This is a genomic window from Methylomonas sp. TEB (assembly GCF_047777895.1).
Lineage (GTDB): Bacteria > Pseudomonadota > Gammaproteobacteria > Methylococcales > Methylomonadaceae > Methylomonas.
Genome location: NZ_CP180476.1, coordinates 1,143,635 through 1,161,718, shown reverse-complemented (window position 1 = coordinate 1,161,718; position 18,084 = coordinate 1,143,635). Strand labels below are relative to the sequence as shown.

General features: G+C 50.9%; 19 protein-coding genes. 12 read left to right on the top strand and 7 right to left on the bottom strand.

All coding sequences use genetic code 11. The annotated features are described in order from the left end of the window. Window positions 1-360 precede the first annotated feature (360 nt). The 4 genes from ACMXD4_RS05290 to ACMXD4_RS05275 all read left to right on the top strand — a co-directional run bounded on the left by ACMXD4_RS05290 (window position 361) and on the right by ACMXD4_RS05275 (window position 3,345). Window positions 361-930, top strand: coding sequence for a MarR family winged helix-turn-helix transcriptional regulator (locus ACMXD4_RS05290; RefSeq protein ID WP_415880067.1), 570 nt, complete (start codon window positions 361-363; stop codon window positions 928-930). A gap of 127 nt (window positions 931-1,057) precedes the next feature. Continuing rightward, complete coding sequence (gene nhaD, locus ACMXD4_RS05285; protein WP_415880066.1) at window positions 1,058-2,500, top strand: sodium:proton antiporter NhaD; 1,443 nt, start codon at window positions 1,058-1,060, stop codon at window positions 2,498-2,500. A 76-nt stretch (window positions 2,501-2,576) separates the two neighbouring features. Continuing rightward, window positions 2,577-3,101, top strand: coding sequence for a hypothetical protein (locus tag ACMXD4_RS05280; protein WP_415880065.1), 525 nt, complete (start codon window positions 2,577-2,579; stop codon window positions 3,099-3,101). A 34-nt stretch (window positions 3,102-3,135) separates the two neighbouring features. Next, complete coding sequence (locus ACMXD4_RS05275; protein WP_192393299.1) at window positions 3,136-3,345, top strand: hypothetical protein; 210 nt, start codon at window positions 3,136-3,138, stop codon at window positions 3,343-3,345. 156 nt (window positions 3,346-3,501) lie between these two features. On the opposite strand, the gene ACMXD4_RS05270 is transcribed toward ACMXD4_RS05275, so the two are convergent. Continuing rightward, a complete protein-coding gene (locus tag ACMXD4_RS05270; RefSeq protein WP_415880064.1) occupies window positions 3,502-4,794 on the bottom strand; it encodes an MFS transporter in 1,293 nt (430 codons plus the stop codon). A gap of 135 nt (window positions 4,795-4,929) precedes the next feature. Then, window positions 4,930-5,187 carry a hypothetical protein gene (locus tag ACMXD4_RS05265; RefSeq protein WP_415880063.1) on the bottom strand — a complete coding sequence of 86 codons (258 nt, stop codon included), beginning with the start codon at window positions 5,185-5,187 and terminating at the stop codon, window positions 4,930-4,932. Window positions 5,188-5,201: 14 nt separating this feature from the next. On the opposite strand from ACMXD4_RS05265, the gene ACMXD4_RS05260 reads away from it, so the two are divergent. After that, window positions 5,202-5,711: a sigma-70 family RNA polymerase sigma factor gene (locus ACMXD4_RS05260; RefSeq protein WP_415880062.1), complete on the top strand. Its 510-nt coding sequence runs from the start codon at window positions 5,202-5,204 to the stop codon at window positions 5,709-5,711. A 6-nt stretch (window positions 5,712-5,717) separates the two neighbouring features. Further along, entirely contained in the window at window positions 5,718-6,683 is a 966-nt protein-coding gene (locus ACMXD4_RS05255; RefSeq protein WP_415880061.1) for a FecR domain-containing protein, read from the top strand. Between the two features lie 22 nt (window positions 6,684-6,705). On the opposite strand, the gene ACMXD4_RS05250 is transcribed toward ACMXD4_RS05255, so the two are convergent. Together ACMXD4_RS05250 and ACMXD4_RS05245 are read right to left on the bottom strand one after the other, a co-directional pair. Next, window positions 6,706-7,011, bottom strand: coding sequence for a BrnA antitoxin family protein (locus tag ACMXD4_RS05250; RefSeq protein ID WP_415880060.1), 306 nt, complete (start codon window positions 7,009-7,011; stop codon window positions 6,706-6,708). Beyond that, on the bottom strand, window positions 6,998-7,288 hold the full coding sequence (locus tag ACMXD4_RS05245; protein ID WP_415880059.1) for a BrnT family toxin: 291 nt from the start codon (window positions 7,286-7,288) through the stop codon (window positions 6,998-7,000). Before ACMXD4_RS05245 ends, ACMXD4_RS05250 begins: the two co-directional genes overlap by 14 nt. A 228-nt stretch (window positions 7,289-7,516) precedes the next feature. Here ACMXD4_RS05245 and ACMXD4_RS05240 point away from each other — a divergent pair, with 228 nt between their 5' ends. After that, window positions 7,517-9,973 (top strand): TonB-dependent siderophore receptor, encoded by a 2,457-nt coding sequence (locus ACMXD4_RS05240; protein ID WP_415880058.1) that lies wholly within the window; start codon window positions 7,517-7,519, stop codon window positions 9,971-9,973. Window positions 9,974-10,184: 211 nt separating this feature from the next. Here the strand turns inward: ACMXD4_RS05240 and ACMXD4_RS05235 are convergent, their stop codons facing one another. Further along, window positions 10,185-10,724, bottom strand: a complete 540-nt coding sequence (locus ACMXD4_RS05235; RefSeq protein WP_415880057.1) for an REP-associated tyrosine transposase — start codon at window positions 10,722-10,724, stop codon at window positions 10,185-10,187. Window positions 10,725-11,131: 407 nt separating this feature from the next. Here ACMXD4_RS05235 and ACMXD4_RS05230 point away from each other — a divergent pair, with 407 nt between their 5' ends. The 3 genes from ACMXD4_RS05230 to ACMXD4_RS05220 all read left to right on the top strand — a co-directional run bounded on the left by ACMXD4_RS05230 (window position 11,132) and on the right by ACMXD4_RS05220 (window position 13,554). Beyond that, complete coding sequence (locus tag ACMXD4_RS05230; protein ID WP_415880056.1) at window positions 11,132-11,638, top strand: RNA polymerase sigma factor; 507 nt, start codon at window positions 11,132-11,134, stop codon at window positions 11,636-11,638. Between the two features lie 287 nt (window positions 11,639-11,925). Further along, window positions 11,926-12,447: an RNA polymerase sigma factor gene (locus ACMXD4_RS05225; protein WP_415880055.1), complete on the top strand. Its 522-nt coding sequence runs from the start codon at window positions 11,926-11,928 to the stop codon at window positions 12,445-12,447. Window positions 12,448-12,495: 48 nt separating this feature from the next. Then, entirely contained in the window at window positions 12,496-13,554 is a 1,059-nt protein-coding gene (locus tag ACMXD4_RS05220; RefSeq protein WP_415880054.1) for a FecR family protein, read from the top strand. Window positions 13,555-13,599: 45 nt separating this feature from the next. Here ACMXD4_RS05220 and ACMXD4_RS05215 read toward each other — a convergent pair whose 3' ends face one another. Next, the gene (locus ACMXD4_RS05215; RefSeq protein WP_415880053.1) at window positions 13,600-13,818 is read right to left on the bottom strand and encodes a ribbon-helix-helix protein, CopG family; all 219 of its coding nucleotides are present in this window, start codon (window positions 13,816-13,818) and stop codon (window positions 13,600-13,602) included. Further along, complete coding sequence (locus ACMXD4_RS05210; protein ID WP_415880052.1) at window positions 13,815-14,180, bottom strand: putative toxin-antitoxin system toxin component, PIN family; 366 nt, start codon at window positions 14,178-14,180, stop codon at window positions 13,815-13,817. Before ACMXD4_RS05210 ends, ACMXD4_RS05215 begins: the two co-directional genes overlap by 4 nt. A gap of 243 nt (window positions 14,181-14,423) precedes the next feature. Between ACMXD4_RS05210 and ACMXD4_RS05205 the strand changes: the two genes are divergently transcribed. After that, window positions 14,424-16,826: a TonB-dependent siderophore receptor gene (locus ACMXD4_RS05205; protein WP_415880051.1), complete on the top strand. Its 2,403-nt coding sequence runs from the start codon at window positions 14,424-14,426 to the stop codon at window positions 16,824-16,826. 8 nt (window positions 16,827-16,834) lie between these two features. Next, window positions 16,835-17,998, top strand: coding sequence for a PepSY-associated TM helix domain-containing protein (locus ACMXD4_RS05200; RefSeq protein ID WP_415880050.1), 1,164 nt, complete (start codon window positions 16,835-16,837; stop codon window positions 17,996-17,998). Window positions 17,999-18,084 lie beyond the last annotated feature (86 nt).

The window sequence follows — 18,084 nt, the reverse complement described above, 5'->3', positions numbered from 1 at the left end:
GTAAGTATTGCTACGGAAACCATGGGGACTTGAGCAAGCGCGAAACAGCATTTGTCTTTCTGTTTCGCGTCAACTCAAAAAGTTAGTTGGCAAGCTAAGTGACACAGATCAACTCAGGTTAAATTTTTGAAACCACATCAAGCCTTTTCACAACGGTTGATCGGCTCTTAGACTTGCCGAGGGCATTATAATAACCGCATAATGTTGATGCAAACAATGTTTGTGTAAACATATAAAGACAAACTTAGGAATCCTTGTTTTCTCCATGAATTGTGTTTTAGCAGGTAACCACAAACTACGCACAAACTCCTGGAATCAACCTGACCACATTAACGCTTTGGTGGATAATGATGTCTTTTAATGGCAATTTTGCCGAAGATAAATCGTAACGCAATGGACAAAACCGCACTGCAAACTCGGAAAACCGACGACTCCAAACAATGGCCTTATGAGGTATTGAAACAGTTTCGCCTGATTTTTAAGGCTGTCCAACAACATTCCCAATGGGTCGAAACGCATTGCGGTGTCACCAGCGCGCAACTGTGGGCACTTTGGGAATTGTCAAAAACGCCTGGATTGAAAGTCACTGAGTTGGCTAAAGCGATGTCGATTCATCATTCCACCGCCAGCAATATGCTCGATAAACTCGCCAAGAAAGGTTTGATCCTGCGAGAACGCGTGAGTGAGGACCAGCGGGTCGTCACGGTGACTTTGACACAGGAGGGTATTGAATTACTAAACCAAGTGCCAACGCCGCCTCAGGGCATACTGCAACATGCCTTATTTGACTTACCGGAAAATGTTCTCAAGTCTCTGGCCAAGAATCTGAATGTCCTTGTCCAAGAGATGAAAATCAAGGATGACGAGGCGGCTATGCTGCCGATTAACGCGCTGCCTAAAAAACCGCTTTCCCCTAGAAAGAAGGCATGAGCATTTCGACCTATCCCGCAGCTATAGCAACAGGGTTTGCTTTTGTGACATCAATACGGAATATTGATACCCGAGAATAACCAGTGGCTCAGAAGACAATCGCTGCGTAACTGAAATAGAAGACCGTATGAAAGAATTAAACAAGATTTTGCTCGGTTGTTTAACGGGTGCCGGACTATTGTTATCGTCGCCCAAATTGCTGGCGGAGAGCTTATCTCAATCCCTGGACTTGAGCGGACATTGGGTAGGTTATCTATGTGTCGGCCTGTTTGCGATCGCTTATCTGCTGGTAGTGCTGGAAGAAGTCTTGGAATTACGCAAATCCAAACCGATGATGTTGGCTGCGGCTCTGATTTGGGTGGCGATTGCCCTAGTTTATAAAGACCAAGGCATGTCTCCGGTCGCGGAAACGGCGATTCGGCACGATGTGTTGGATTATGGTGAATTGTTGCTATTCCTGATCGTCTCGATTGCTTACATCAATGCCATGGAAGAAAGACGGGTTTTTGATAGCTTGCGGGCCTGGCTGGTTAACAAAGGTTTGAGTTATCGCCAACTGTTTTGGGTGACCGGAGTCTTGGCGTTTTTCATCTCCTCGGTGTCCAACAACATGACGACCGCGATGCTGATGTGCGCGGTCGTCATGGCGGTTGGCAAGGACAATCCCAAATTTGTCGGTATTGCCTGCGTCAACACGGTGGTAGCCGCCAATGCCGGCGGTGCGTTTTGCCCGTTCGGCGACATCACCACTTTGATGGTCTGGCAAAAAGGTATCATCGATTTCTGGGCGTTCTTCAAGTTGTTTGTGCCTTCGGTGCTTAACTTCTTGATTCCCGCTGCCATCATGCATTTTGCCATTCCGAAAACCCTGCCGGCGCCTCTTCATGCCCAGGTTGTCACGCGTCGCGGCGCCAAGCGTATCGTAGCGTTGTTTCTGCTCACCGTTCTCACGGCAGTCGGCTTTCAGAATAGCCTGCATATGCCGGCAGCAGTGGGCATGATGGCTGGCCTGACCTATCTGCAATTTTTCGGCTATTTTCTGCATATTACTCACAGCGACGAACCGGAGTTGGGCTTGGATCCGATGTCCGGCGAGGAAAACCCCACTGCCGACGGCGAGGATAGTATGCGCTTCGACGTCTTTCATCATTTAGCGCGCATGGAATGGGACACCTTGCTGTTTTTTTACGGCGTGGTGTTATGCGTGGGTGGTATGAATTTTCTCGGCTATTTACGCCATTTATCCGAGTTTCTGTATGGCGAACTCGGCGCAACACCAGCCAATGTCCTAGTTGGCCTGATCTCGGCATTGATCGACAACATTCCGGTAATGTTTGCAATTTTAGCCATGCGTCCTGAGATGTCGGAAGGCCAATGGCTGCTGGTAACGTTGACGGCGGGTGTTGGTGGCAGCTTGTTATCGGTCGGCTCGGCAGCGGGCGTGGCGCTGATGGGCCAAGCCAAGGGCATTTACACCTTCATGACTCATCTAAAATGGACGCCGGTAATTGCCCTGGGGTATTTAGGCAGCGTGGCCGCGCACTTTTTGATGAATTCCGAGCTTTTTTAAGCGATTGTCTACTCAGGATTCCGCACTCATCCCATTAAAACAACCATTGGCTTAAACCCACTTAGGAATCAAACAAATGTATGACGATGGAAGTCCAAAAAGACGCCACTTTGGAATCGAAGGCAGCGTATTTGTAGTGCTCATCCTGTTGTCGCTTGGCGGAATTTTCATCACTGATTTTTCACCCGATGATGGTTACGGCTACTGGCTGTTGATGGTATTCGTGTTTGGTTTGGTATCAGTTTTTGTGTCCTGGCTGCAAACCACGCATAAAGACTTGGATTTTGGCGATATTCTCAAAGCCCAGGGCATGCATTGGTTTCATACGATTATTGCGGTCGGTGCCGCGGCTTTATTGAATAAATCCGGGCAACTGCAGGGCCTCAGCGCAGACTTGGTCATTTTATTGATTTTAGGATTGTCCACCATGCTGGATGGCTACCACATTGGTTGGCAATTCAGCATGCTTGGACTTTTCCTGATCGGCTGCACCATCATTATTGGCTATGTTGATCCGTTTATGTGGGCGTGCGTCGCGCTTGCCGTGGTAGTGATTGTCGGCGCATTGTTAAGAGGCTTATCGCTCCATGAGGAAGATTAGCTTTGAGCGTATTTGCAAACAATAAGGGCAACTCATGAACAATCTAAGCGCTTGGTTTAGCGCGTTGAGCACCAAAAACCGCATTGAATATGCTGTGTCGTTGTTGTGGGCTATCACCATTCCATTCTTCGTTGTCCCGTATGGCGGCGAAGCCGGTGGGCCGCTTGAACACTTTCTATGGTGGGGCATCTTTCCCTTGCTGTTGTACTGGGGACAGCGCTTTTGGGTTAGGAAATGGTTTTAACCGAATCATCCGACTCTTGACCGCGAAGGCGGGAGTCCATGAGTTATACTCGAGCCCCTGCGCGATCTAAGGGCTCGCTATTTTTAAAAAGCCCGCTTCGAAACATGCAGATTCATCGCCCCTGTATGTTATTTAGCAATCGGACGATCCAATAAGTCAGCAATCCAAGCGCGACCCCCGCATCGGCTCTTTCATGGCAAAGGCCACCAGCATCGATACAGCCGCGCATGCGCTAACGTAGTATGCAAACCATTCCGCGTGTCCCAGGCTTTTCAGCCAAAGCGCCAGATACTCGGCAGTGCCGCCGAATATCGCTACGGTCAAGGCATAGGGAAACCCCACCCCCAAGGCCCGAATATGCACCGGAAACAGCTCGGCTTTGACGATGGCGTTAACTGACGAATAGCCCGAGACAATCAGCAATGCACAAACATACCAACCCAACGCCGAAGCCATGGTTTGCGCGTGGCCCAATAGATCAAGCAATGGCACGGTAAACAGGGTTGCACCGGCACCAAAAGCAATCAGCATCGTACGGCGGCCGAGGTAGTCCGAAATTAATCCGAACAACGGCTGCAGCAACATGAACACGATCAAAGCCAGCGTGCAGATTGTGGTGGCATCGTCCTTACTAAAGCCGGTGGTGTTGACCAGATACTTTTGCATGTAGACGGTGAAGGTGTAATACGACAAGGTCCCGCCGGCGGTCAAAGCCACCACCGTCATTACCGGTTTGGGATAGTTCAGCAGTTCCCGTAGCTGGGCGCGTTGGCCGGGATAAGCCTGTTGTTCGACAAAAGCCGTGGTCTCGGCCATATTGCCGCGTAAGCCCATCGCCACCACCGCCAGCAAGCCGCCGACGATAAAACCGATGCGCCAGCCCCAATCATGCAGCTCTGCGCTGCTCAGTAGGCATTTTTGCAGCAACATCAATAAACCCAAAGCCAGAATTTGCCCCAGTACGATAGTGACGTATTGAAAACTGGAGTAATAGCCGCGTCGATGCGGCGCAGCCATCTCGCTCAGATATGTCGCGGAGCTGCCGTATTCGCCGCCGATACTAAAGCCCTGCAACATGCGGGCGAACAATAACAAGGCCGGCGCCCACATACCAATTACCGCATAGCCCGGCGTGCAAGCGATGATTAAGGATCCTAAACACATCAAGCTGACCGAAAGCAGCAAAGCGCTTTTGCGGCCTTTGCGGTCTGCCAGACTGCCGAGCAACCATCCGCCCAAAGGCCGAAAAATAAAGCCCACCGCAAATATCGCCGCATTATTCAACAACTGGGCAGTTTGATCGGTTTCCGGGAAAAAAGCCGGGGCAAAGTACAAGGCAAACGCGGCGTAAATGGCCCAATCAAAATATTCCACCAGGTTGCCAACCGAGCCGCTGAAGATATTGAACAGCCGCCTTGTTTCCGAGTACGGGTCATTGGAATGAGACATGTCGTTTAAGCCGATGAGTTTTTGCACATCTTAACTTACGCCCCCGTTGAACCACACCCATTTCAATGGCGTGTAACAGGGCCGATCCATACCTCAACGGCGGGGCCAATGGGATTTAGATGATTTCACGCATTCTCAAACAAAATACGCCAAATCACGCATTTTAGACATCCGGTTTCGAAGCGGCGCACTCCTCGGCTCGACCATGCGCATGAGCGTGAGCAACTGTAAGAAAATGATTTTATTTATTTTTTCAAAACCCCAAACAGACAAGCCGCCTAAATTAACGACTTCGGAGCAGTTCTTGCTTAGTTTTGAGTTTGCAAAAAAAAGCCGGGCCGCTAGGCCGAAGGCATTAACGGCAAAGCGTAAGACCTTTTGTAAACTGGGCATGTAAAACTAAATCGATGAGCACAGAGTGTATTGACGACGGCCAACAAGACCTCACCCGCCTGTATCAGGACCACCACCCCTGGCTGCTGCAATGGTTGGAAAAACGGGTGCAGGACCGCCTGCAGGCGGAAGATCATGCCCAAGATACATTTCTGCGCGTCATCGCCGCAAAAGACATACCAAGTCTCAACGAACCCCGCGCCTACCTGACTACTATCGCCAAACGCCTGCTGATCAATCACTGGCGGCGCAACAGCATCGAACAGGCTTACTTAGCGAGACTCGCGGCCTATCCCGAGGAGCGGGTCATTTCGGCGGAGGATAGCGCCATCGTGCTCGAAGTCTTGCGGGAAATCGACGAATTACTCAATCAACTACCGGCAAAAGTGCGTAAGGCCTTTTTGTTGGCGCAACTCGACGACCTCTCCTATGCCGAAATCGGTCGGCAATTAGGCGTCAGTGACCGCATGGTCAGAAAATACGTGGCACAAGCCATGTTTCAGTGCTTAAGTGCAGGCTTTTAATCCCAGATGCAACAAAAACGCCCCCTGGAAATCGACCCGCGCATTCTGGCTGAAGCAGCCGAGTGGTTTGCGTTATTCCGATCCGGACGAGTGCAAGCCAATGAATCCGCGCAATGGCAAGCCTGGTTAGCCGCACATCCCGACCATCAAACCGCTTGGTCCAGAGTAGAATTTCATATCGAGCGCTTTAAAGCGCTGCCACCCAAAGCCGCTTTAGCCGCCTTGACGGCGCCGGATTTGCAGCGCAGACGCGCTATCAAACATTTGGTATTGCTCGGTGGCGTCTGCTTGGCGAGCTGGCAGTTTTCCCGTGCAGGTTACTGGCAAGCCTGGACGGCGGATTACCATGTCGCCCAAGGTCAAATCCAAACAATCACCTTGGCGGACGGCTCGACAGTCGCTATGGATAGCGGCAGCGCCTTGAACGTGGCATTCGGCGCTGATTTGCGGCGCTTGCAACTGGTATCCGGGGAAATTTATATCGAGACCGCCAAGGATAACGCAGGTTGGCAGCGACCTTTTGTGGTCGATACCCAGGATGGCCGAGTTCGGGCGCTGGGCACCCGTTTTAGCGTCAGCCAACAAACTGACCGCAGCGAGGTCACGGTGTTTGCCGACAGCGTGGAAATCCAGCCAGCCCATCCTAACAGCCCGAAACAGCAGCTACATGCCGGACAAAATACCCGGTTTGCAGCTGATCGCATCGAACCCATACAGCCAAGCAAACTGGACAAACCCGCCTGGAGCCAAGGCATCATCGTCGCCGACGACATCCCGCTCAGCGAGTTTCTGCTGCAACTGAATCGTTACCGGCAAGGCTACGTCACTTGCGCGCCCGAAATTGCCGACATGCGCATCATCGGCTCTTTCCCGCTCAAAGATACCGACAAAATCCTGGCCTCGCTGGCTACCAACTTGCCGGTCAAACTCTCCTATCCGCTGCCTTTCTGGGTAAAAGTTTTGCCGCGTTAAGCTAATTGTTGCTGCGCTGTATTCAACCCTTATCATGCAATGACCGCAGCATAGCTTCGCGCAAAATGGCATTGATGCGGGTCTGATAGCCTTTGCCCTGACTCTTCAGCCAGGCCAGCACGTCAGTGTCCACACGCACCGTGGTAGAGGTCTTGGTAGGCTTATAGAACGGATTACGCACGGCGTTTTTCCAGAAGGATTCATCCAGCGGCGGAATGTCACTGTAGTCAATTTCACTGTCCGGCATTTCCGCCAGCGCCTTGAGTTCTGCCTTACGTTCTTCGGTCAAAGGCGGCAACTCGCCCTGCTTATATCTAACCATACTCATAACGCCTCCGTTCCTTGCGATCCGCGCGACGGGCACTGATGATGCGTACCACCTCAATACCCTCGTCTTCAAAGCGCACTGTGTGCGCCACCAATAGCAGTAGACAACCACTCGTCATGCCGATGGTCTGCCAACGCTGCTCACCGTTCTCGATACGGTCTTGCTCTGAAACGGCAAGCGGGTCATCGAAGGCCAGCGCGGCCTCATCGAACCGGATGCCGTGTTTGCGGTAGTTAATTGCCGCCTTCTTGTCATCCCACTCAAAATATCGCTCCATGCGAGCATTGTATAACTTTTTTGTATGTACACAAGCGCATCACTGCTTGATACTCGGTCCACAATGTTATGTGCTCTCTTTGTTCTGACTGCAAAAAATACCAATTTCTTCCTAACGAAAACAGCTACTTAAAAATTATTTAAAAATATATTTAATGTCCAGTTCCGCTTTTTCAGTCTCGATTGACATAGGTAATGACAACCGCATTTTTTAAAGGAGATAAAACCGATGTCATCGACCTTTCACATCAGCAACCACGACTTACAACCCTCTCGACTGCACCTGGCTATACAAGGTATTCTACTGGCCTCCGCATTAACCCTGTCCGGCCCCGTCCATGCGGAAAGCATTAACGACCACGCCAGCATTAAGCGCAGCTACCATATTGGCGGCGGCTCGTTGAGTCAGGCCTTAAGGCAGTTTGCGACTAGCTCCGGCTTACTATTTTCAGCGGAAGCCACGTTGACCGACGGCAAAACCACTAGCGGGCTGGATGGCGAGTACACCATCGAAGAAGGCTTTAGAAAACTGCTGGCGGGTAGCGGTTTGACGTACAGCTTTACCGGTGAGGACTCGGTGGCTATCAAGGTGGTGGATTCGGGGAGTAATGCGGCATCGACTTTGCCGGCGGTGAAAGTGGTGGGGAAGCCGGAATACTATTCGACCGAAGAATACAGCGTCCCTAGTGTTTCCAGCGCCACTAAAACGGATACACCCATAATTGATACGCCAGTATCTATCCAAACAGTTTCGCGCGCGGTTATGGAAGACCAACAAGTTATTAAGCTGGAAGATGCTCTAAAGAATGTCAGCGGAGTACAGCGTAGCGCTGCGGTCGGAGATGAAGGCTCGGTTTACGATAATTTCGTCATTCGCGGGTTCGACTCGCAATTTTCCATCTTTCGTAATGGTATCCGCCAACCTTCGTTTTCGTTCGAACCCGCCAATATCCAACAAGTAGAAGTCCTGAAAGGTCCAGCGGCTATCCTGTACGGACGTATCGAGCCTGGCGGGCTGATTAACTTGGTAACACGCCAACCGTCGACTGATGCGCATTACAGCTTACAGCAGCAATTCGGTTCGTTTGATCTGTATCGAACGGCATTGGGCGCCACCGGCCCAATCAACGACGACAAAAGTTTGTTGTATCGCTTCGACTTGGCCTATCTCAATAAAGGCTCATTCCGCGATTTCGGCGACAAAGAACGCATTTTTCTCGCACCATCAATGACTTGGCAAGTGTCTGACGCTACACAAATCAACTTGAATTTGGAATACCAAAACGATGACCAAGTGGACGACCCCGGCATTCCGGCCCTAAACGGCAGCAACCGCCCCGCACCGCTGCCTAATAGCAGGTTTGTGGGCGACCCCAACTTTCGCAACAAGCAAGACCGTAAACTACTGGAATTGGCGTGGTCGCATGCGTTTAACAAAGATTGGACAGTGCGTCAGCGCTTCCAAACCTCATTGACCGACTATGACCAAAACACGCTATGGTCGGACAGCATGAACGCCGATAACAGGACGATGAATCGAGGGCTTTGGAAAATGAATCAAGAACGCGATACATACGGTACAAACCTTGATGTACTTGGTCATTTCAATACGTTTGGCATAAGCCACAACATCTTGTTGGGGTTTGACTATTACGGGGTAGAACAAAATGCCTGGGGATTCGCCGACTATAGTCCGTTAGCACCGCCAATCGATATTTTTAATCCCCGTTATGTCGCGGATTCGTCCTCAATCACGCCAGCAGACTACAATTTTTTTTACACCAATCAACAAGACTGGGCTGGATTTTACTTTCAAGACCAGCTCAACCTTTTCGACAAAGTGCACTTTCTGTTCGGTGGCCGCCAGGATTGGGCTACTGCGGGTAACGGCTTTTCCGGCACATCACTGACTGAAGCGGAATCGGCTTATAACAACAGGCAGGTGGATGCCAAGAAATTCACGCCGCGTTTAGGCTTAGTTTATAAACCCTTCAACTTTTTGTCGCTCTACGCCAATTATGTGGAATCATTTGGTTTAAGTAACGGCATCTCCAGAGTCCCGCTACCACCACAAACCGCCAGACAGTATGAGGGCGGTATTAAAACTGAGTTTTGGGATGGCCGATTCACCTCAACGCTGGCATTCTTTCAGATTTACAAGGACAACATTGCCACGGCTGACCCTGCTGATCGAAATTTTCAGCGCGCCATTGGTCAAGCGCGCAGTAGCGGTATTGAATTGGATGCCGCGGGCCGCTTGACAGAGGACTGGAGTCTAACCGCTGCCTATGCGTTGACCGATACGGACATCACTAAAGACAATTACGGCAATCAAGGCCACCAGTTGCCGAATGCCGCTAAACACAGCGCTAATATCTGGACAAAATACCTGTTCCATGAAGGCAACCTAACAGGCTTGAGCTTCGGTACCGGTATATATCTGGTTAGTGAGCGTCAAGGTAATACGGAAAATGATCTGCAATTGCCCGGATATGTGCGCTGGGATGCCTCAGTCGGTTACCAAATCAAACTGGGGGATACCAAGCTGACCACCCAACTGAATGTCAATAACCCGCTCGATAAACAATTTTATAACAGTACCAATGTACTGGATGGTTTGCCACGTATGAATATTATCCCCGGCGAACCGAGGTCTTTCATGGGGTCTATCCAACTTGAATACTAGTCTCTTCAGCCGTCGAAAACTTTGATTGATGGTGTATCTGTGACTAGGTTTGACGCCGGACTGGTGCCGGCGGTTTATGGGCCTGAGGACCGTAGGTTGGGGTGAGGTAACGAACCCCAACATTGATGGCCTTCAAATCATCGGTAATTTTGATGTCGCGTTGTCGGTTGTTTGCGGGTGGTTTTATGGTTGTCGTGTTGGGGTTCGTGCCTCACCCCAACCTACGCTCCCCAAACCGTTTGTCGTTTTCGGGGGAGGCGGCTCCCCACTCGGCGGGCAATGTGCCGGCGTTTATGTATTTATGGATGCTGGAATGTAACCAATCGGCTGGGCGGGTGACGTAACCGTGTTTGACGGGGTTGTAATGGATGTAATCGATGTGGTGGCGAAAATCGTCTTCGTCTTGGATGGTGTGTTCCCAAAATCGGCGTTGCCAGATGCCGCGCTCGCCTTTGCTACGACGGCTAGCGTTGATGCGTTCGGTTTTGGGGATTTGTCTGGAAAAACCGGCCTTGATCAACATCCAGCGGGTCGGGTAGTCGGCATCGCCGGGTGGCATCGTGAAGAGGGCGTGTAAATGGTCGGGCATGACCACCATGGCGTCGATTTGAAATGGATGGCGGCTGCGCACAATGCGAATGGCTTCGCGGAGTGCGTCGATGTGTTCCACCAATAAGCGCCGCTTTCTTTCCGCCAGGTTAACGGTAAAAAAATAACTGCCGCCTTCGCTGAAATGACGTCGGTATAGCATGGTAGCCGTTGGGTTGGGGTTTGGGATGTTTGGAAATATAGCATGAGAGTCATGATGAAAATTCGCCCGTTTTGGGTTTTGCTGCATCGCTACACAGGCCTGATGATGACGGTATTTTTAATCGTCGTCGGTTCGGCCTTTGCTGCTTGCTGATGATTTTATGGGGCGTGATGTCTCGCGCTCAGGTATGGCTGGCGGCTAAACGGTTGTCGTGTTGGGGTTCGTGCCTCACCCCAACCTACGCTCTCGGCGATTTTCCGCCCACTTTCAAATTGAACCCAAAAACCCGGTCAAACCAAATGCCACTCGCGTTCCATACGCTGATGTAACACACGAATTACTCAGAGTTGTTCGGCACTCCTGAGCGCCGAGGCACAGCTTAAAAGCGGCAATCTTTTTGATATTAGATGACGAACCACCACCCACCCTTAACTGCCGCGTTTTTACAGCACCAAACCGAGCTACAGCAATTTCTGTGGCGGCAGATCCAGTGCCGGGAAGCGGCGGCAGACTTATTGCAGGATACCTTTTTGCATATCGCCGAATACCCAACACAAGATGCCATTAGCAATTGCCGGGCGTTTTTGTACCGGGTGGCCGGCAATCTGGCTTTGGATTATTTGCGTCGCCAAGCTCGGCAACAGGCGCGGGACGGCGGCGCTTTGGATGAAGACTGGCAGTGCCCCAAGCCGCTGCCGGAGCGCTTTTTACAGGGCGAGCAACGATGGTTGGCGCTCGAAAGTTGGCTTTGCGGTTTACCCTCACTCAACCGACAAATCTTGTGCTTGCATCGCTTGGACGGCAAACGTCACCCAAAAATTGCCGCCGAATTAAAACTCTCGGCACGTCAAGTCGAACACCTCTTGTACCGAACCGGAAAATTGCTGGCGGGAGCCCGCCTGGACGATTATTGATATCTATCGAATATGAGATTTCACTTACTCCGACAAGAAAATAAGTCATATGCCACGATTTTTCTTAAACAATTGCTTACCAGCACTGGATGCGTTGTCAAAATATCGGCTTGACTAGAGTTTTAGCCATAATCTAACCGAATGAATATATTGAGATTTTATGAAAAACACATGCTATGAAAAAACCCGAAGCCAGTTAAATGGAATATTTTTTGCTGCCCTACCAGGTTTTCTACCCAAAAAACCAACCCGATTGACCGCATTAAGCCTGCCTCGATCAAAAATGCATGAATACATTACTGGACAAACTATTCCGCAGACACGGCAAGGAGCTTCTGGCATTCGCTGAACGCCAAAGCAATGTCACAATCGCGGAAGATATTACCCAGGAGGCTTTTTTACGATTAATGCAACATCCCAATCTGACGGCCATCGAAAACCACCGGGCCTATTTGTTTAAAACCGCCGCCAATCTCAGCAAAAACGCCTACGATCACGAACAGGTCAGGTTGCGGTATACGCCAGACGAACCGGTAGAGCTGGAGCAACTGGTTTGCCCGCTGCCTGCGCCGGAAACGACGGTCGCAATACAGCAGCAACTGGAGCGTTTTCTATCGGTTTTGCTGCAACTGCCGGAAGTCGCACAGCACGCCTTTATCTTGAGCAAACTCGATGGCTTGAGTTACCCAGACGTTGCCGAAGCACTGGGCATTTCCAGCAAATCGGCGCAACGCTATGTGTTCAAAGCCTGGCAACATCTTATTCAGCATCTGGGGCATGACTTTTTGGGTGATAATCTGACCCGATAAGCAGTGCTCAACTGTCTTATTAGGTAAAGCGCAAACAAGACTGGCCAGATGAAATCCAAAACTTACAAACTCAGCGGTACGCCCCAGGAACAAGCCGGATTTTGGGTGTTCACGCAACATTCGGACGAGTGGACGACGGCTGCTGAACAGCAGCTACAGGATTGGCTGGCACAAAATGACAGCAACCGCCTGGCATACGAACGCGCACTCCAACTTTGGCAACAACTGGATCAACTAAAACCCACCCGCTTTCCGGCTCGGGAAGCGGCACAGCACATTCGAGCAAAGCGCATCCAGCGTAAACAGCGCATCCGCAAAGCGCAAACAACCGGATTGATGGGCTTGCTGGTTTTGACCACCACTTTTGGTTTAAATGAATATCGGCTAACCGATCGCTATGCCACCGCAGTCGGCGAGCGCAAGTCGATTGATTTGGCCGATGGTTCGCAAATCACCCTGAATACCGATACCCAACTGTCCGTCAAAATAACCGGCAACCGCCGGGTGATTAGTCTGGAAAAAGGCGAAGTTTACGTGAGTGTGGCCCATGAAATAGATCGGCCTTTCGATGTGATAGCCGGCAATGGCCGCATTCATGACATTGGCACCCGCTTTAATGTGTATTCGGCCAACAACACAACGCAAGTCACCGTCGCTGAAGGTCAAGTACAGATCATTCCGGACAGCAAAATAACCGGAGCGCGTTGGCTGGATCATGTCATCAGCCGATCAGCATTTTGGCTGCACCTGAGCAGCACGCCAAAAAATGACGAAACCCCTGCATTGCTAGCAGGCCAGCAAATTAGCTACGACGACCAAGGCCAAGTCTATGCGCCGATTGCCACCAATGCTGCCAACATCATTGCCTGGCGCAGTGGCCGGCTGGTATTTGAGATGGCGCCTTTGGAAACCGTGTTAAGCCAAGTACAGCGTTATCACAAAATAAGCTTCCAATACAGCGGTGAAGCACTTAAACAAATTCGGGTATCGGCCAGCTTCGAAATCGACAACCTGCCCAAAATACTGAATACCCTGCAGGCGGCACTGCCGATCAAAACCGAGCAATTTCAAGATGGCAAGATTATGGTTTCGCCCACCAGAGGCTAGCAAATACCTCTACGTCGAATTCTCAGTAAACGGTTCGTTTCGAGCTTAAAGCCCCATAGCATCCAATTCATCAAGCATTTTCAAAGCCTGTTTCGCATTGCCGCGCACCTGTGCCGCCGTAAACCGTTGCTTAGCCTCATCTTCTGCCAGTGCTTGTACGGAAAACTCAAACATTAATTTGTTAAGACTAATACCTCTGACCTTGGCTATCTCTCTCAGTCTTTCCGCCATGTCTTCAGGTAAACGAATGGATAAGGTAGTCATGGTTCTAATAACCTCAATAGCTGTTGCGGTGTAACGACTTCAAAACCGATGTGCCTAAGTTCCGCATTGGCGAAATCAGATAAATTGTTGGTAATAAGGTAAGAAGCACGTGCGGCTATAGCCAACTCAATAACGTGATTATCCGCTTCATCCTGCAAATTAGGGCGCCAAAGATAACGCGCATCCACAGCAGTACAGACACTCGCAAAGCCATCAAGAAACGCCATCAAAGAAACCGACGTTTGATTGCATAAGGCTTGGATATGCTCGCGATTGAGTAAATCCTGATATTCAAGATAAAGCGCGTTGCCAACGAAGGGCTGTAAATCCCCTCTTAAAGACAGTGCCGCAAAATTTCCCAACTTGGCCTGTCTTTCCTATCAGCCCTACTGCCAATACATTGGTGTCGATTACGACGCTTATGATTCGTTAAATTGCTATCATATATGCGCACAAAAATATCTTAACTCAGGCCTCAGAGAGCCACTATCAAAAAACTTTCTCAATAATCTTGACCCAAGCTGACCAGATTTTCGAAGCTGAGCTGTCTTACTTAGTGAGCCGGAATAAACGGCACAGACCTTTCAGCAATCAGAGGATCAAGAATGAAAAAATTCACATGGAAACCGCGTCGCAGCCTGCTGGCACTGGCAATCCTGTCTGCAACCGGCACAGTACTTGCCGAACCGCAGACCCATCACCTGAGCATTGCCCCGCAAAGCATGAGTGATGCATTAAAAGCACTGGCAGCGGAAACCCACATCCAAATCTTCAGTGATGGTGACGCGCTGAAAGGCAAGCAAAGCAGCGGCATTCAAGGTGACTTTACCGCGCGGGAAGCCTTGCAAAAATTACTGACCGGCACCGGGTTGACCTATATCTTTACGGCGGATGATGCGGTGGCAGTTAAAGCGGCTGAAAACGGAAGCAATGCGACATCGACTTTGCCGGCGGTGACGGTGGAGGGCAAACCAGTAAGTGATCTTGATTCGGTTGAAAACACATACAATCGAAAAAATGCATCAACTGCGACCAAAACCGAAACACCGTTGATGGAAACTCCCGGTACCGTAAACGTCATCACCCGTAAACAAATTGAAGACCGCCAAAGTTGGACACCTGATGAAGCCCTAAAATACACCGCCGGAGTCAATAGTCCATCCGGTGGTGGCCGCACACCCTACGACCAAGCCTTTATTCTACGTGGCTTCAGTACCGGCGAGACTGGCGACATTGGTGGCTTTTACTACCGTGATGGTTTCAGAATGTCAGGCATTCCAATTGCAATGGGCAATGTCGAGCGCATCGAACTATTGAAAGGCCCTGCTTCGGTACTATACGGTCGCGCTGAACCTGGAGGCTTGATCAATGTGGTGTATAAAAAGCCGCAAGCCACGCCGCATTATGTGTTGGAACAACAATTCGGCAACTACGATTTCTACCGCACCAACGTGGATGCCACCGGCGCACTGACCGAAGACAACAAAGTGCTGTACCGCTTCAATTTACAAAACGTCAATTCGGAATCTTTCGTACCTTATGTCGAGAACAATCTATTGTCGCTCTCGCCCCAGTTGACTTGGAACATCAATGACCGTACCCAGATAAATTTTCAACTGGATTATAGCCGCACCGAATTTACTTATCCGCAAGGCAACCCGGTGATCGGCGGCCAGATTGCCGATGTCCCTCACGAACGATTGCTCGAATTGTACAAACCCACCGAGCCGGACGGCCATAGCGAAAATTACGTGGCAGCAGTCGATCTGACACACCAGTTTAACGACAACTGGAAACTGAAATGGAATGGTCTGTACGCCAACCAAGAATTGAATTGGATACGTGGTGGTCGCGTCACGATCAGCGGTATCGATCCCGACACCGGTATAGTCGACCGTGGCAACATCATCGCCGAACCCAACAACAACCGGGAATGGTGGTTTACCCAGCTTAACCTGACCGGCAGTTTCGTCACATTCGGCATCAAACACACTATGTTGATGGGCTTCGATTATTTGCGCGAACGCTTTCATGGGCCGCAGTTATTTATCCCGCTGAACGGGCTGAATTACAACGTATTCAGCCCGCGTGAGCTGTCGATTCCGCGACCGTCGCGCGAACAAGCCATTGCCGGCGGCGATTGGTTCGAGCAAAGCAACGATTGGTTCGGCATTTATTTGCAAGACCAGGTCGATCTGACCGATCGATTACATTTAACCTTGGGTGGCCGCTACGATAATGCTGACAACTATCAAGGCTATTCGCCGGAAGATGCTCAGCGTCCGGTCAACAACGAAGCATTGAATCCGCGCTACGGCATCGTTTACCAACCGTTTAACTGGCTGTCGACTTACTACCAGTATCAAGAATCTTTCGGTACCAATAACGGCCGATCCTTCGATGGCAAACCGTTCAGTCCGCAAACGGCCCAGCAGCACGAGATCGGCGTCAAGACCGAATTTTTCGGTGGCGCGCTGAGCTCCAATCTGGCGATCTTTCATTTGACCAAGCAGAATCTGTTGACCACCGATCCGGACAACGACAGCCGGCAACGCGCGATTGGCGAGGCGGCTAGCCGCGGTATCGAGTGGGACGTGGCTGGGCGTTTGACCGAGCGCCTAAGTCTGATCGCCGCATATACCTACACCGACACCGAAATCACAGCCGATAACGACGGCAATCTAGGCAAGAAACTGCCTAACGTACCCGACTCATCCGGCAATCTTTGGCTGACCTACGACGTCACGGACAGCTTCAAAGTTGGGTCCGGCGCCTACGTGGCCGGCCGCCGTAAGGGTGATTCGGGTAACAGTTGGGATTTGCCGGGCTACGTGCGGATGGATGCGATGGCGGCATATAAATTTCGCATCGGCCGGTCGGCGCTGACCGCGCAAGTCAACGTCAACAACGTGCTGGATAAGGAATATTACGTGAATTCCAACGCCGGTTTGGCGGCGTACCCCGGCGCTCCGCTGACGGTGCTGGGATCTTTGCGTTTCGAGTATTAAGGTCACGCATGGCTTCCAATACTTCGAAACGCTGGCGGGCGCGCTGGCTCGCTGTGCACTTGTATTTGGGTTTGTCGGTCGGCATGGTGATGTCGGTAGTCGGTCTCACCGGCAGCGTGATGGCATTTTGGCAAACTTTCGATACCTGGTTGAATCCACGTTTGCTGAACGCAATGCCGCTGACGTTCAGTCAAACCGGACCGACTGCAGCGGATTGGGTTGCGGCCGCGGAACGCGCGCTACCGGAAAACGCCAAGCTAAAAGCAATATATTTCCCCTGCTGGCAGCGGGACCGCTTAGTTCTGACGGCACGCTACCAGTTGGCGGATGCCAGCGAATACGAACTTTACGTCAATCCAAACACTGGGGGTGTTAGCGGGTCGCGGCTATTGCTAGATCCCTCGGCAGTTTGGCGGGCGCCCGCAATGGAATTGATCGTGCAAATACATCAATCCTTGCTATTAGGTTCATTTGGCGAGCATCTCGTCGCAGTCAGTGCGCTATTGGCAATGGTATCGATTGCGACCGGCGTTTGGCTGTGGTGGCCGAAGCCCGGCAAATGGCGCTGGGCATTGACGCTTAAAGCCCATGCTGGGCCCCAACGCCGCATCTACGATTTTCATAAACTGAATGGTGTCTATGCTGGCTTATTCATCGCAGTAATGCTGATAAGCGGCGTTGCTATGTACGAACCTGAGGGCTTATGGATCAAAGCTGCGGCTGGCGCCCTATCGACATTGCATCGGCCACCAGACAATTTGCATTCGGTAGCCTCCCCCGGCGCGAAACCGATTTCAGTAACCAATGCGGTGGCAGTTGCAGACGAATTGGCGCCTGGTGGTCAATTCAATTGGCTGCACGCACCGCTTCAGCCGGATGGTGTCATCGAAATTGTTAAGGTACGCAGTACTAACGGTACCGGCAATCAAGTCAAATTGATGCTGGATCAATACACCGGCAAGGAACTTTGGAGATTCGATTACAACGCAGCATCAGCGGGCGACACCTTCCTGACCTGGCTATACCCGCTACATGCCGGTTATGGCTTGGGCCTTCCCGGTCGGATCTTCGTATCCCTAATAGGACTAACTTGTCCTACGTTACTGGCAACCGGGATGATCCGGTGGTTTCATAAGCGTCGTGCAGCAATACGAAAATCGTTAAGGACTTAACCTGGTAAGTTGGGCTTGCGTAGGTTGGGGTGAGGTAACGAACCCCAACATTTTCGACCGGTTTGCCCGTTTCTCCTTACTGATAA

Excerpts from the sequence above, each read along its gene's own strand:
- ACMXD4_RS05290 (WP_415880067.1), top strand. The coding sequence starts at position 361 with ATGGCAATTTTGCCGAAGATAAATCGTAACGCAATGGACAAAACCGCA.
- nhaD (WP_415880066.1), top strand. The coding sequence starts at position 1,058 with ATGAAAGAATTAAACAAGATTTTGCTCGGTTGTTTAACGGGTGCCGGA.
- ACMXD4_RS05280 (WP_415880065.1), top strand. The coding sequence starts at position 2,577 with ATGTATGACGATGGAAGTCCAAAAAGACGCCACTTTGGAATCGAAGGC.
- ACMXD4_RS05275 (WP_192393299.1), top strand. The coding sequence starts at position 3,136 with ATGAACAATCTAAGCGCTTGGTTTAGCGCGTTGAGCACCAAAAACCGC.
- ACMXD4_RS05270 (WP_415880064.1), bottom strand. The coding sequence starts at position 4,794 with ATGTCTCATTCCAATGACCCGTACTCGGAAACAAGGCGGCTGTTCAAT.
- ACMXD4_RS05265 (WP_415880063.1), bottom strand. The coding sequence starts at position 5,187 with ATGCCCAGTTTACAAAAGGTCTTACGCTTTGCCGTTAATGCCTTCGGC.
- ACMXD4_RS05260 (WP_415880062.1), top strand. The coding sequence starts at position 5,202 with ATGAGCACAGAGTGTATTGACGACGGCCAACAAGACCTCACCCGCCTG.
- ACMXD4_RS05255 (WP_415880061.1), top strand. The coding sequence starts at position 5,718 with ATGCAACAAAAACGCCCCCTGGAAATCGACCCGCGCATTCTGGCTGAA.
- ACMXD4_RS05250 (WP_415880060.1), bottom strand. The coding sequence starts at position 7,011 with ATGAGTATGGTTAGATATAAGCAGGGCGAGTTGCCGCCTTTGACCGAA.
- ACMXD4_RS05245 (WP_415880059.1), bottom strand. The coding sequence starts at position 7,288 with ATGGAGCGATATTTTGAGTGGGATGACAAGAAGGCGGCAATTAACTAC.
- ACMXD4_RS05240 (WP_415880058.1), top strand. The coding sequence starts at position 7,517 with ATGTCATCGACCTTTCACATCAGCAACCACGACTTACAACCCTCTCGA.
- ACMXD4_RS05235 (WP_415880057.1), bottom strand. The coding sequence starts at position 10,724 with ATGCTATACCGACGTCATTTCAGCGAAGGCGGCAGTTATTTTTTTACC.
- ACMXD4_RS05230 (WP_415880056.1), top strand. The coding sequence starts at position 11,132 with ATGACGAACCACCACCCACCCTTAACTGCCGCGTTTTTACAGCACCAA.
- ACMXD4_RS05225 (WP_415880055.1), top strand. The coding sequence starts at position 11,926 with ATGAATACATTACTGGACAAACTATTCCGCAGACACGGCAAGGAGCTT.
- ACMXD4_RS05220 (WP_415880054.1), top strand. The coding sequence starts at position 12,496 with ATGAAATCCAAAACTTACAAACTCAGCGGTACGCCCCAGGAACAAGCC.
- ACMXD4_RS05215 (WP_415880053.1), bottom strand. The coding sequence starts at position 13,818 with ATGACTACCTTATCCATTCGTTTACCTGAAGACATGGCGGAAAGACTG.
- ACMXD4_RS05205 (WP_415880051.1), top strand. The coding sequence starts at position 14,424 with ATGAAAAAATTCACATGGAAACCGCGTCGCAGCCTGCTGGCACTGGCA.
- ACMXD4_RS05200 (WP_415880050.1), top strand. The coding sequence starts at position 16,835 with ATGGCTTCCAATACTTCGAAACGCTGGCGGGCGCGCTGGCTCGCTGTG.